The organism is Pedobacter sp. Leaf250, from assembly GCF_920984735.1.
In the GTDB taxonomy this organism is placed as follows: domain Bacteria; phylum Bacteroidota; class Bacteroidia; order Sphingobacteriales; family Sphingobacteriaceae; genus Pedobacter.
Genome location: NZ_CAKLBU010000018.1, coordinates 1 through 12430 on the forward strand (window position 1 = coordinate 1; position 12430 = coordinate 12430).

Annotated in this window: 13 protein-coding genes; all 13 read right to left on the minus strand. The window is 35.6% G+C overall.

What is annotated here, in order from left to right:
- Positions 1-319: 319 nt before the first annotated feature.
- Positions 320-1138, minus strand: a complete 819-nt coding sequence (gene murI, locus LUA91_RS15590) for a glutamate racemase (RefSeq protein WP_231427041.1) — start codon at positions 1136-1138, stop codon at positions 320-322.
- Between the two features lie 172 nt (positions 1139-1310).
- Positions 1311-1889, minus strand: coding sequence for an OmpH family outer membrane protein (locus LUA91_RS15595; protein ID WP_231427042.1), 579 nt, complete (start codon positions 1887-1889; stop codon positions 1311-1313).
- A 60-nt stretch (positions 1890-1949) separates the two neighbouring features.
- Complete coding sequence (locus LUA91_RS15600) at positions 1950-2480, minus strand: OmpH family outer membrane protein (protein ID WP_231427043.1); 531 nt, start codon at positions 2478-2480, stop codon at positions 1950-1952.
- Positions 2481-2579: 99 nt separating this feature from the next.
- Entirely contained in the window at positions 2580-5123 is a 2544-nt protein-coding gene (gene bamA / locus LUA91_RS15605; protein ID WP_231427132.1) for an outer membrane protein assembly factor BamA, read from the minus strand.
- Positions 5124-5276: 153 nt separating this feature from the next.
- Positions 5277-6017, minus strand: a complete 741-nt coding sequence (locus LUA91_RS15610; RefSeq protein ID WP_231427044.1) for an isoprenyl transferase — start codon at positions 6015-6017, stop codon at positions 5277-5279.
- A 19-nt stretch (positions 6018-6036) separates the two neighbouring features.
- The gene (locus LUA91_RS15615; protein WP_231427045.1) at positions 6037-6834 is read right to left on the minus strand and encodes a DUF6089 family protein; all 798 of its coding nucleotides are present in this window, start codon (positions 6832-6834) and stop codon (positions 6037-6039) included.
- A gap of 2 nt (positions 6835-6836) precedes the next feature.
- Positions 6837-7718 carry an NAD kinase gene (locus LUA91_RS15620; RefSeq protein ID WP_231427046.1) on the minus strand — a complete coding sequence of 294 codons (882 nt, stop codon included), beginning with the start codon at positions 7716-7718 and terminating at the stop codon, positions 6837-6839.
- Between the two features lie 8 nt (positions 7719-7726).
- Positions 7727-8389 (minus strand): CBS domain-containing protein, encoded by a 663-nt coding sequence (locus LUA91_RS15625; protein ID WP_231427047.1) that lies wholly within the window; start codon positions 8387-8389, stop codon positions 7727-7729.
- Complete coding sequence (locus LUA91_RS15630; protein ID WP_231427048.1) at positions 8389-9153, minus strand: alpha/beta fold hydrolase; 765 nt, start codon at positions 9151-9153, stop codon at positions 8389-8391. Before LUA91_RS15630 ends, LUA91_RS15625 begins: the two co-directional genes overlap by 1 nt.
- A gap of 193 nt (positions 9154-9346) precedes the next feature.
- On the minus strand, positions 9347-9793 hold the full coding sequence (locus LUA91_RS15635; RefSeq protein ID WP_231427049.1) for a GatB/YqeY domain-containing protein: 447 nt from the start codon (positions 9791-9793) through the stop codon (positions 9347-9349).
- Between the two features lie 141 nt (positions 9794-9934).
- On the minus strand, positions 9935-10693 hold the full coding sequence (locus tag LUA91_RS15640; RefSeq protein WP_231427050.1) for an SDR family oxidoreductase: 759 nt from the start codon (positions 10691-10693) through the stop codon (positions 9935-9937).
- A 94-nt stretch (positions 10694-10787) separates the two neighbouring features.
- The gene (locus LUA91_RS15645; protein WP_231427051.1) at positions 10788-11588 is read right to left on the minus strand and encodes an outer membrane beta-barrel protein; all 801 of its coding nucleotides are present in this window, start codon (positions 11586-11588) and stop codon (positions 10788-10790) included.
- Positions 11585-12316, minus strand: coding sequence for a bifunctional demethylmenaquinone methyltransferase/2-methoxy-6-polyprenyl-1,4-benzoquinol methylase UbiE (gene ubiE, locus LUA91_RS15650; RefSeq protein WP_231427052.1), 732 nt, complete (start codon positions 12314-12316; stop codon positions 11585-11587). Before ubiE ends, LUA91_RS15645 begins: the two co-directional genes overlap by 4 nt.
- Positions 12317-12430 lie beyond the last annotated feature (114 nt).

Sequence of the window (12430 nt, forward strand, 5' to 3'; positions counted from 1 at the left end):
CAGCTTCAGGTTGAAACACTAATGATACGACTGTTATGATGCTCATTTATACTCAACATAAAGGTAGCGTCATTTATATTGATTTTTATGAAATAAATTAACCCTCAGCTTGACTGGGGATCTTAAATCCAAAGGAAGGAATATTTAAATTTTTAATACTGCGCTTTAAGGATTTCTTCTTGACCCAGAATCTAGAACAGAATATATAATCTGGTTAACCCTTACTCATCAAATAAACGAAGCGTATCCCATTGCATACAACGTCATAGTCTAAGGCATGATAAAGGCATTTTAAGGCATGTGTAATCCAATTGAAATATCACATCTTATCCGATTTCAATTCCTCTCCAAAAAATATCGATGCATGTTCATCGAAAGCTGATGGATCACCGCTGGTGTAAAATGATTTAAGGCTGCTTTTACAAAGCTTTGATTCAATCTCAGGATGTCTTTCCAAATAATCGACCAAACTTGCAGCTACGATCTCCCCTTGCGTTAAAATATGAATGTAATCAGGAAATACCTGTTTAAGTTTTGGCAGTAATAACGGGTAGTGGGTACAGGCGAGCAGAACACAATCGATCTCTGCAGATTGTTCCATTAAATGACTGCAATATTCATTGATAAAAAAATCTGCTCCACTTTGTAAATGCTCATTATTTTCAATTAAAGGAACCCACATCGGACAGCTTTGCTGAAACACTTTAATATCAGGAAAAAATTTATTAATCTCTAAAAGGTAGGATTGCGAATTCACTGTGCCCCGGGTACCCATAACACCCACATTTTTGCTTGTAGTGAATTGATTAATTACTTCGGCAGTTGGTCTGATCACGCCTAAAACTCTTTTATTAGGATATTTTGCAGGTAGATCTTTTTGTTGGATAGTACGTAAAGCTTTCGCAGACGCAGTATTACAAGCCAGAATCACCAATTCACAACCCTTCGCGAAAAGCCACTCCACACATTCTAAAGTATACTTGTAAATGGTATCAAAAGAATGGTCGCCGTAAGGAGAACGGGCATTATCACCCAGGTAAATATAATTATATTCAGGCAACTGATCGGCTATTGATCTGAACACCGTCAAACCGCCATAACCTGAATCGAAAATACCAATGGACGATGTGTTTTGCATGTATTGATTAAATGTGGAAGCGTTAAAATAAAATCTTAACATTACAACGTTACAATGTTTTTTGCAACCTTACAACATTGATCAAAAAAAAGCGAAACCGAGTTGTCTCGATTTCGCTTTATATTTTAATTCAGATTAAAGACTCACGACTTTAATCGGTGTGATTCAAGAATTATTTTTTAGGTGCTGGTGCTTTAGCAGCAGTTGCTGAAATACCTAATTTAGTTTTTACTGCTGGAGTAATATCATCTCCACCTTCCCAGAAAACCAAATTGTTACCACCTTGTCCGTTTGCGATATCGAAAACGTAAGCTAAACCTTTTTCTTTTGCTACAGCAGAAATTGCAGTTGCAACTTTAGCTTGAATTGGCTGAAATAACTCACCTTGTTTAGTACCCACATCTTGCGAAGCTTTCGTACGGGCATCAGTAATGCGTTTTTCTAAATCTTGCAATTCTTGTCCGGCAGTTTGTAATTGTTTACCAACTGCTTCTTTGTTAGCCTCGCTTAATGTTTTTTCTAAAGTTTGTGCAGATGCTAATTTAGATTGATATTCTTTAATCATCCCATCAATTTCTGCTTGTTTTGTTTTACCCAAAGTTTCTAAGGTAGTTTGAGCCGCTTTTGCTTCAGGAAGATTTGCAAAAACCTCTTCCGAATTAATGTGACCTAATTTCTGTTGCGCACTTGCCATATTCGCTGTAAACATTAACCCTGCTGCTACAAAGAATACGTTAATTAACTTTCTCATCGTTCTATTTTACTTTTTATTTTTTTAATTTGTTTTCTTAAATCTAAGGGGGCGAATATACTAATTTTTTCCAGCCCCTGGCTTGTAACCTAATTTCACAATTACATCATTACTAACATCGTAGCTGCTGCTTGCATAAATCATCATGGTTGCCTCACTGCTTTTATCAAAAATGAAATCCAGATATTTTGCCTTCGCAATCTGCTTAATTACATCAGAAACTTTATCTTGAATAGGTTTGATTAGTTTCGTTCTGCTTTGAAAAAGCTCACCATCTGGTCCAAACTTTTGACGTTGAAATTCTTTAGCTTGTTTTTCTTTCTCAATAATTTCGTTTTCACGACGCTTGCGCATATCATCAGTTAATAATACCTGATCTGCCTGATAAGCTTTGTACATCCTGTCAATTTCCGAGAAATTCTGATCAACCTGTTGTTGCCATTGTTTCGATGCTACTTCCAACTGGCTTAATGCCGACTTATATTCTGGCATCTGCTTCAAAATATATTCTGTGTCTACATAAGCAAACTTCTGGGCGTAAGCGCCAAAAGTTGTGCATAATAAAAATGAGATAAAAAGATACTTCTTCATTTGTGTGTGTATTTAATGATTCGTTATAACCTAAGCTTTCTTTAAACTCAACTTAAGGTGTTTTATTACATATTTAATTAAATTTTTATTCTTTATCAATTAAAATCCACCTAATTGTTGTGCGATACTAAAGTGGAACTGGCCTTTGTTCGAATCAGGCAAGCCTGGAATCGCATCAAAACCGTAACCATAATCAATACCCAATAAACCAAATATTGGTAAAAATATTCTCGCACCCACACCAACAGATCTTCTCACGTTAAATGGATTAAAGTCGCTAAACTTATTCCAGGTGTTACCACCTTCGGCAAAAGCCAATACGAAAGCGGTAGCTTGCTGACTTGCAATAACCGGGTAACGTGCCTCTAAAACATATTTGGTGTAAATTGGGCTACCAGATTGTTGCGCAATACCAGGGTTAGAACCTACCGGGATAACCGTATTGTTGGCATAACCACGCATCGCGATTAACTCTGATCCCTGTAAGAAATCAAATCCCTGCATACCATCACCACCTAATTTGAAACGCTCAAATGCTGATTGACCCACCGCACTGTTGTATTGCCCCAAGAAACCAAATTGTGCTTGTGCTTTGATAACAAAATTACCCGCAACACGTTGGTACCATTGAGAATCGAATTTCCATTTGTGGTATTCAGTAAAACGATATTTTTCCTTATCAGGTGCGGTTGCATAATTCACTTTGTTAAATAATGAATATGGTGGCGTTGCCTGAATGGTAAAACGAATAAATGAACCCGATTTTGGGAAAATTGGCGAATCTCTCGAATCACGACTGATCTCTTGCGATAAGTTTAAGTTATAAGATGTACCCGAGGTAAATAAATAACCAGGGTAATTACTTAAAATATATTGCTGCAAGTTAACTGCATGGCTCAATTGGAAATAGTTATCTGGCCAGTTTAATCTTCTACCCAAACTCACCGTAACACCGTTTAAACGGATTTTTTGGAAACCAGAGTTATCAGAGCTTAAACCGTTCGACTGTAATGATGTGAAAGCACTTACACCAAAACTAACCGGCTTTTCGCCACCAAACCAAGGTTGAGAGAATGAGAAACTATAAGATTGGTAAAATTTACCATTCGTTTGTCCACGTAAACTTAATTTTTGTCCATCTCCTTTTGGAAGTGGTTTGTAAGCTTTTAAGTTGAATAAATTTCTTAACGAGAAGTTGTTAAAAGTCAAGCCTAATGTACCAATGATACGGCCACCACCAAAACCACCTGATAATTCAATCTGATCTGAAGGTTTTTCCTCTACCGCATATTCAATATCTACCGTTCCATCTGCCGGATTAGGGCGAGGTGTAGGAACAGTTTTAGATTCATCAAAGTTACCCAACTGGCCAATCTCACGGATGGTACGGATTAAATCACTTTTATTAAATTTTTGTCCCGGTTTGGTACGAATCTCACGTAAAACTACTTTATCGTTTGTAATTGTGTTACCTTTTAACGTAATGCGGTTATTGGTATACTGAGGTCCTTCGTACATACGCATTTCCACATCTACAGTATCGCCATAAATTTTAGTTTGTACAGGATCAATATTAAAAGTTAAATAACCATTATCGGTATACATACTGTTAATATCTCCACCATTTTCACCACCACCATTCAGTTTTTTATTTAATCTTTCTTCACTAAATACATCACCTTTTTCGATGGTTAATACTTTATTTAAAATACTATCAGGATATATGGCATTTCCGGCCCAAGAAATTTTTCCGAAGTAATATTTCTTTCCTTCGTAAAGGTCCATTTTAATATTAACTCTTTTTTTGTTGTACTGATAGATACTATCTTTTAGCAGTTCGGCATCACGGTAACCTTTTTCATGCATTTTAGCAATCATCTTCACCTTATTCTCTTCATATTTTTCTTTAGAGAATTTCCCTGAACCCCAAAAACGCCACCAGGCAAATTGCTTAGGGTTTTTTAAATATTTTCTAAGCTTAGCCGATTTGAAATCCTTATTACCCGTAAATTCTATACGCTGAACTTTAACTCGGTTGCCCTTATTAATATTGGCTTCTAAAACTACACTGTTTTCTGCATTAGGATCCTTACGGGTTTTATAATCAATTGTGGTAAAGAAATAACCTTTATCCAACATGTACTTTTTTACAATTGCCGATGTGGTATTGTATAAGTTATCATTTACAATTTTTCCGGTTTTATCGTTAAGCTTTTCCTGAATAGCTGTTTTTTGCGATTTACTAATTCCTTTTAAATCAATTGAGCTCAAACGCGGACGTTCTATTACTTCAATTTCGAAGTAAACAGAATCCTGAACAAATTTTTCGATATTAATTTTAACATCATCAAACAATCCTTGAGCCCAAAGCGTTTTAATCGCATCAGAAGTGGCCTCGCCAGGAAGGGTAACTTTATCGCCTTTTGTTAATTTAGATAAAGTAATTAAAACATCTTTATCGAGATATTGGGTTCCGGTAACAGTTGTACCACCAATGATATATTCTTTAGGACTGAAATAATCGAGATCTAAGCCTCCAACTTTTAGAGATGGGGTTGCTGGTGCCTTACCTGTAGGACGTATTTGAGCGAAGGCCGGAGCAGCTAAAACGAGTAGGATTAAAACTTGAAATATTCTTTTCATTAAAATAATTTGTTCAGTAATGGCCACGAAGGTAACAATGTTTTTTTTAGCAAAATTTTCATTTGCCATGTTTCCCTTATTATGGTTTCATTTATCGTATAAAAGTGGTGCTAAGTTAGTTTAAACGCTTGTTAAAAAGTGTTAAAAGAAAAATTAGTTCAATTGCTCGCTAATTTTACCGAAACGGCGTTCGCGTTTTTGATAGTCAACAATGGCCTCAAAAAGATCTTCTCTTCTGAAATCCGGCCACAACACATCAGTGAAATAAAACTCTGTATAGGCCATTTGCCAAAGCAAATAATTGCTGATGCGGTGCTCACCACTTGTCCTAATCATCAACTCTGGATCTGGAATACTTACAGTAGTTAATTTTGACGAAAAAAGCTCTTCATCTATATCATCCAAAGAAATGGAGTCATTTTTTAAATCGATGGCGATTTTTTTTGCAGCTTCTACAATTTCCCACTTTGCACTATAACTTAGCGCAAGTGTTAAAGTACACTTTTCGTTATGTGCCGTTTTAGCCATTGCCTCTTTTAAATCATCAATACACTCTTGTGGTAAAGATGCAATGTTACCAATGGCATTAAGCTTAACGTTATTTTTATTCAGCGTTTCGGTTTCTCTGTTTATTGTAGAAATAAGAATTTGCATTAAAGCATCAACTTCTTCTTTTGGGCGGTTCCAATTTTCTGTAGAAAAAGCATATAAGGTTAAGTATTCTATACCCACCTCAACACAACCTTCTACAATATCTTTTACCGAAAGTACGCCTTGTTCGTGCCCGAAAACACGTACTTTGCCCTGTCCTTTTGCCCATCTTCCATTACCATCCATAATAACGGCAATGTGCTTTGGCAGGCGGCTATAGTCTATTTGTTCTTTAAAATCCATTAATTATGTCAAAATCAGCTTAAAACGAGTAGCATTTTGAGGATACAAAGGTAAAAGATATGCCAACACTAACAAATAGATAAGTGTCCCTTTTTCTAAAATCTCCTCTTTGAGTATCTGGAACTCCAATTTGACTTACAGATGGATCGGATAAATTGATGCGGTTTTGACCATTTCCTACAAATACCGGATTAACTGGATATCTTCCACTTACATCATCAATGTAATCTGTTAGTGGTGTTCGGTAGCCCAATTCTGTAAAAACACTCCACGTATCTTTATAATTATAGCGTAAACCCACACCATAAGGAATGGTTAACACCGTATTTTTGTAACCATCTTCTTGTCCTTCAGTTGCCAATCGATCCAATCGATAGGTTTCTCCGTCATATTTAACTTTAGGTTTGAATATCAAAAAACCCGCACCTGTAAATAAATATGGCGTAAACTGACGTGTTCCTCCACCTAAATTAAAATTGAAGAAATTAAAATCGACAAGGGCGCTCAACTCATTTAAAGAAGTATTAAAGCTTAAATTTCTTTCTCTAAATTGTGCATTGTTCGATTGTGAGTCTTTAGCCTGGATTTGACCATAGGTGTAATTTAACCTCACGCCCAAATATTGATTGAAATTTTTCTTTCCGTAAACACCAGCAGAAATTCCGCTAACTTTTAATGGATGATTTTGATTTAAATCGCCCATATAACCTGCTCCTCCACCCATTAAACCAATTTCCCAATTGCCTTCTTGTGCATGGGTAATTTGTTTGCAGGTTATTAAAAAGAAGGTAATTAACAGGAGTTTATTTAGCGTCATACTTAGTAGTTACGGGTATCTATGCCCCATAATAATTTATTCCTTAACGTGTTTAAATACGTTTCATTGTTAAGACGAATAAGATTTATACAAAAGTCGGCTTTTTTTATGGATATTTTTACTGATCGTTCTACGGTAACGGTTCTGCTATCGCAGGAAACCAAAAATTTCGATTCTCTCGCTTCTACTTCGAAAGATAGTTTATTATCATCTGGCAGTACCACCGGACGAACATTTAAATTATGTGGCGCAATAGGTGTGACTACAAAATTTTCAGAATCCGGATAAATGATTGGTCCACCGCAGCTTAAAGAATATGCTGTAGAGCCCGTTGGCGTAGCAATAATTAATCCATCGGCCCAATAAGAGTTAATAAATTCATCATTCATCGAAGCATGAATAATCATCATGGCCGAATTATCTCTCCTGTGGATGGTTATGTCGTTTAATGCGAAGTTTTCTTCACCAAATAATCCATTATCAGATTCTAAAACCAGAAGAGAACGGGTATCTAAACTATATTCTTTGTTAACAAGTGCATTTAATGCAGATTCAATTTCATTTTTATTGATACTGGCCAGGAAACCTAAACGACCAAAGTTAATCCCAATAACCGGAATATTTGAATCGCGGATTAGTGAAAGTGTATCCAATAAGGTTCCGTCTCCTCCCAAACTTAAAAGAACATCTGCATGATCTTTAAGTTCTTTATGATTGTGAAAAATTACCGTGTTTGCCGGCAGTTTGATTTTGCCATGAAGCGATGTTTTAAACTTGGAATATAAAACAGGTTGAATATTATGAGTAGCAAGATAATCAAAAACCTCTTGCACGTAGGGTAATACTGTATCGTTAAAGTCCCTACCGTAAATTGCGATCCTCATAAATAATTTTAAACGTTTAGATAGTTCATAAAAGAATCATAACGTTCTTGTGAACCATCATCGATTTGTGTATTGTTGTAAACCTCTTTCACGATATAATCATACCTTTCGAAAGAAGCCACCAAAGAAGTAATTTCTGTTTTATTGATTTTTAATGTCACTTCCATTCGCGTTGAATCATTAAAAGTATTCACGTAAGAAGAAAGAATTTGCGCATTATCTGCTTCCACAATTTGTGAAATATGGGCCAAAGAGTTATCGCGATTGCTGATTTCCAAAACAATAATGCCTCCAGCCTCATTAACGGCATATTGCTCCGCTACGGCATTAACCATGTTATTGATGGAAATTAAACCAATGTAGTTTTTTTGTTGATCAACAACTGGAACTGCCGTAAGTTTTAATTGGCTCATCAAGCGAATTACATCATAAGTATGCGCATCACTTAAGGTAAAAACATTTAATAAGTTAACAGCAGAATCGGTTAAAACAGTATCGTGATTGCTAATATTCAATAAATCATCCTCAGCAACTAAACCCAATAAAGTAGCGTCGTTAACAACAGGCATGTGCTTTACTTTAAATTCGTTCATACGATCTAAAGCTTTTTGCACCGTGTCATTTGTTCTTAACGATGGGATAGCATTTGATATGATTTCTTCAGCAAACATTATTTAAGTAAAATTCTATCTAAAAATTTCTCTAGGTATCCATTAAATATTTCGGGATGCTCCATCATAGGTGCATGCCCGCATTTATCAACCCAATTCAATTCAGAATTTGGCAATAGTTGATGAAATTCTTCTGCCACTTCTGGAGGCGTAACTTTATCGTTCTTTCCCCAAATTAATGAAACAGGTATGGTAATTTTCGATAACTCTTTCGACATATTGTGGCGAATTGCCGATTTTGCCATGGTTAAAATCCTGATTACCCTTGATCTATCGTTAACGGTTTTAAAAACATCATCAACCAATTCTTTTGTTGCCGTAGCCGGATCGTAAAAAGTAAATTCTACTTTCTCTTTAATGTAATCGTAGCTTTCTCGACGTGGGAATGATCCACCAAAAGCATTTTCATATAAACCAGAACTTCCGGTAAGGACCAATGCTTTAACAAATTCCTGATGTGCAACTGTAAAAACTAAACCAACATGACCACCCAAAGAATTCCCCACTAAAACCACTTGGTTTAATCCTTTAAATTTTAAAAAACGATGAAGATATCTTGATAATGCTTTTACACCAAGAGTTAAAATTGGTAAATCGTAAATTGGTAAAATCGGGATAATAACGTGATAACGATCTTTAAACTGTTCGATTACACGCTCCCAGTTACTTAATTCGCCCATTAGGCCATGTAGCAATACCAATTTTTCGCCTTTTCCAGCTTCTATGTATTTAAATCCTTCTTCTTCAATTACCTGGTATGTCATATATATTCTAGATGGTATTGTGCACTAAGTTAGTAGAGTAAAATTAAATTTTCGCATTTCTATGCCATTTTTCTGAAATAAAACTGAAAACGGTATAAAAACGTTGTTCCAAGTATCGAGATGCAGGTATTAAGTATCAAGATACTTATTTGGAAGCTAACTTTTTCTTTTACTCCTCAAGTTTTAAACTCAATTAAGCAAGTTTTTCTTTTACAATTTCGGCGATTAATTTACCATCTGCTTTTCCGGCAAGTTGCTTATTGGCCAAGCCCATTACCTTTCCCATATCTTTAACCGATGTTGCACCAGATTGTTTGATTACACTTTCTATAATCACTGCAACCTCGGCCCGATCCAATTGTTGGGGCAAAAATTGATTTATTACTGCAATCTCCTCTTCTTCTACCTGAAACAAATCTTCACGGTTTTGAGACTTATAAATATCTGCCGATTCACGACGTTGTTTGATTAATTTTTGAAGAATTTTCAATTCAGTTTCTTCAGTTATTTCTTCTGATGAACCTTTTTCTGTTTTGGCCAAAAGTAAAGCAGCTTTTATTGCTCTTAATCCTCTTAACTGTGCATTATCTTTAGCCAACATGGCTTTTTTTATTTCCTGATCTATCGTGTTTGCTATCATTATTGGTTAATTGTTTGAGTTGATTAATCGTTTAATTGTTCAACAAGTATAGTTGTTTAATTGAAAAATTGTTAATGATAACTGTAAATTACCAACTACGAACCAGTTAGGCAGTTTATACAATTTAAACGATTAACCTAGTTATCCTCTATTTATAATTGTTGCTGTAGCCTGTACAGTCGGCATAATTAACATATCATTAATATTTACACGCTTTGGTCTACTCACCACATACCAAATGGCATCGGCAATATCATCTGCAATTAATGGCTCTAAATTTTCATAAACTTTTTTCGCCCTGTCTTCATCACCTTTAAAACGCACAACCGAAAATTCGGTTTCAACCATTCCAGGGTTGATTTCGGTTACTTTTATTCCGTAAGGCAGAAGATCAATCCGCATACCTTTACTCAAAGCATCAACAGCATGTTTACTTGCACAATATACATTTCCGTTCGGATAAACTTCTTTTCCGGCAATCGAACCAATGTTTACGATATGACCAGATTGATTCGGTATCATCCAATTTGAAACAATTTTAGTTACATAAAGCAATCCCTTTACGTTGGTATCAATCATGGTATCCCAATCGTTGGTATCGCCTTTATCAATTGGATCCAGCCCTTGGCTTAACCCTGCATTATTTACTAAAACATCAACTTTTTTCCAATCAGATGGTAGAGCCTCCAACGCAGTTGATAAACTTTCTTTGTCTCGAACGTCAGCTAAAACCTGTTGAATTTCGATAGCGTACTTGTCTGCCAAATGATGCGAAAGCTTTGCTAAACGATCTTCGCGACGGGCAAGAAGAATTAATTGATAACCTTGTTGAGCGAATGTATGTGCACAAGCTTCGCCGATACCAGAAGTTGCGCCTGTAATTAATGCAATTTTAGACATGATTATGAATAATTAAAACTGAAATAAAATTCAGGCAAATATTGCCAATGATTTTATTCATGCAAGCAAAGGTAAGTTTTTTTGAATTGTACGACTATTGAAAAATTAAACTGAACGTTAATTGACGCAATTTTAACTTATCAATGGGATTTGCAAAAGCAGTATTATCATGCTGCAACAAATCATCTGTAGAATAGGCAACCTTAATTTCAGGCGACATTTTAAAATACTCGAAGTATAGATCGAATCCAATACCTGTTTCGTAAGAAAGATAATTACGCTTGTTTTTCAATAGCTTATTAATGGGCGTTTCACCCTCATCAAAGAATTTTTTCTTCGAAGCAATATCAATGGAATATTTAGCACCGCCCAACCAATAAGCTCGAAAATTATTCATTCGGTTAGATTTTACTTTTAAACCCAAAGGAAATTCGAACATGGTGGCCTGAACTTTTTTATCAATTATGGTTTGAAAGTTTTTGGTTTGACCATTACCCACATCAATAGGATCTGTTGGAAGATATTCGTATGTTACCACCCGATCGCTAAAAATTAAGGATGGTGTGGCACGGATATCGAAATTTTCAGCAACTCGCCTATTCATAACAAAGCCTAAACCAAAACCTTGCGAAGGTTTACTGGATATTGCATTAAGACTATTGGTAACCATTTGTGCTCCGGGTGCCTGCTCATAAGATACGCCCAACGAATTTGGAACTTCGTAAAACGGGGCTCGCCAGTTATCCTTTTTTAAAATTTTGTATTCGGCAGAAATATACTGAAAATTAAATCCCCAACTCCAATCTTCATCATCAACTCCACCACCCCAATTTTGAGCAAATGCAGTAGCTGAAATTATAAATAAAGAGAGAATGAGGCTTAATTTTTTTATCATTTAGTACCTACGTATATTGAACTTATTCCAAACGTTAAAATTCTTTGTTTGGTACTTTTAAAACCAACTTTCTCCATTAAAGCTGTAAAATCATTTCCATCAGGAAAAGCGGCAACCGATTCTGGTAAATAAGTATAGGCTCTGGCATCTTTAGAAAAAAGTTTCCCAAAAAATGGTGTTACCCGGGAAAAATAAAAACTATAAAGCTGCTTAACCGGAAAAACACGTGGTTTAGAAAATTCGAGAATAACCATTTTGCCACCAGGTTTCAAAACACGGCACATATCTGCCAAGCCTTTTTCTAGGTTTTCAAAATTACGAACTCCATAAGCGCAGGTAATGGCATCAAAAGTATTTTCTTCAAAATGCAATCCTTCTGAATCGCCAACCTGAACGGTAAAAATTTCATTCAAACTGCGCTCATTGATTTTCTTTTTAGCTACCTCCAACATACCTTCAGAAATATCAACGCCAATTACCTTTTCTGGATGAAGTTTTTTAATAGCCTCGAATGCAAAATCGCCAGTTCCTGTAGCTACATCCAGTAAATTTCGTGGCTGAATGGAAACCAATTCTTTAATCGCTTTTTTACGCCATAAAACATCAATCCCTAAAGAAAGAAAATGGTTTAAAAAATCGTAAGTACCCGAAATATTATTGAACATAGTAGCAACCTGCTCTTTTTTGGTTGCATCTTCTACTTGATATGGAGTGATATTCTGATTCATGATGTGCGGCAAAGATAGGGAAAAAGTCGGGAGTGTGAAGTCCGAAGTCAGAAGACCGAAGATTGCAAATAGAAAGCGTGTTGCTAAAAAATCACTTGTATCTATAAGTATGAG

Coding starts and splice junctions, on each gene's coding strand:
- LUA91_RS15640 (WP_231427050.1), bottom strand. CDS start 10,693: ATGTCTAAAATTGCATTAATTACAGGCGCAACTTCTGGTATCGGCGAA.
- LUA91_RS15635 (WP_231427049.1), bottom strand. CDS start 9,793: ATGATAGCAAACACGATAGATCAGGAAATAAAAAAAGCCATGTTGGCT.
- bamA (WP_231427132.1), bottom strand. CDS start 5,123: ATGAAAAGAATATTTCAAGTTTTAATCCTACTCGTTTTAGCTGCTCCG.
- LUA91_RS15620 (WP_231427046.1), bottom strand. CDS start 7,718: ATGAGGATCGCAATTTACGGTAGGGACTTTAACGATACAGTATTACCC.
- LUA91_RS15645 (WP_231427051.1), bottom strand. CDS start 11,588: ATGATAAAAAAATTAAGCCTCATTCTCTCTTTATTTATAATTTCAGCT.
- ubiE (WP_231427052.1), bottom strand. CDS start 12,316: ATGAATCAGAATATCACTCCATATCAAGTAGAAGATGCAACCAAAAAA.
- LUA91_RS15615 (WP_231427045.1), bottom strand. CDS start 6,834: ATGACGCTAAATAAACTCCTGTTAATTACCTTCTTTTTAATAACCTGC.
- LUA91_RS15625 (WP_231427047.1), bottom strand. CDS start 8,389: ATGTTTGCTGAAGAAATCATATCAAATGCTATCCCATCGTTAAGAACA.
- LUA91_RS15610 (WP_231427044.1), bottom strand. CDS start 6,017: ATGGATTTTAAAGAACAAATAGACTATAGCCGCCTGCCAAAGCACATT.
- LUA91_RS15630 (WP_231427048.1), bottom strand. CDS start 9,153: ATGACATACCAGGTAATTGAAGAAGAAGGATTTAAATACATAGAAGCT.
- murI (WP_231427041.1), bottom strand. CDS start 1,138: ATGCAAAACACATCGTCCATTGGTATTTTCGATTCAGGTTATGGCGGT.
- LUA91_RS15600 (WP_231427043.1), bottom strand. CDS start 2,480: ATGAAGAAGTATCTTTTTATCTCATTTTTATTATGCACAACTTTTGGC.
- LUA91_RS15595 (WP_231427042.1), bottom strand. CDS start 1,889: ATGAGAAAGTTAATTAACGTATTCTTTGTAGCAGCAGGGTTAATGTTT.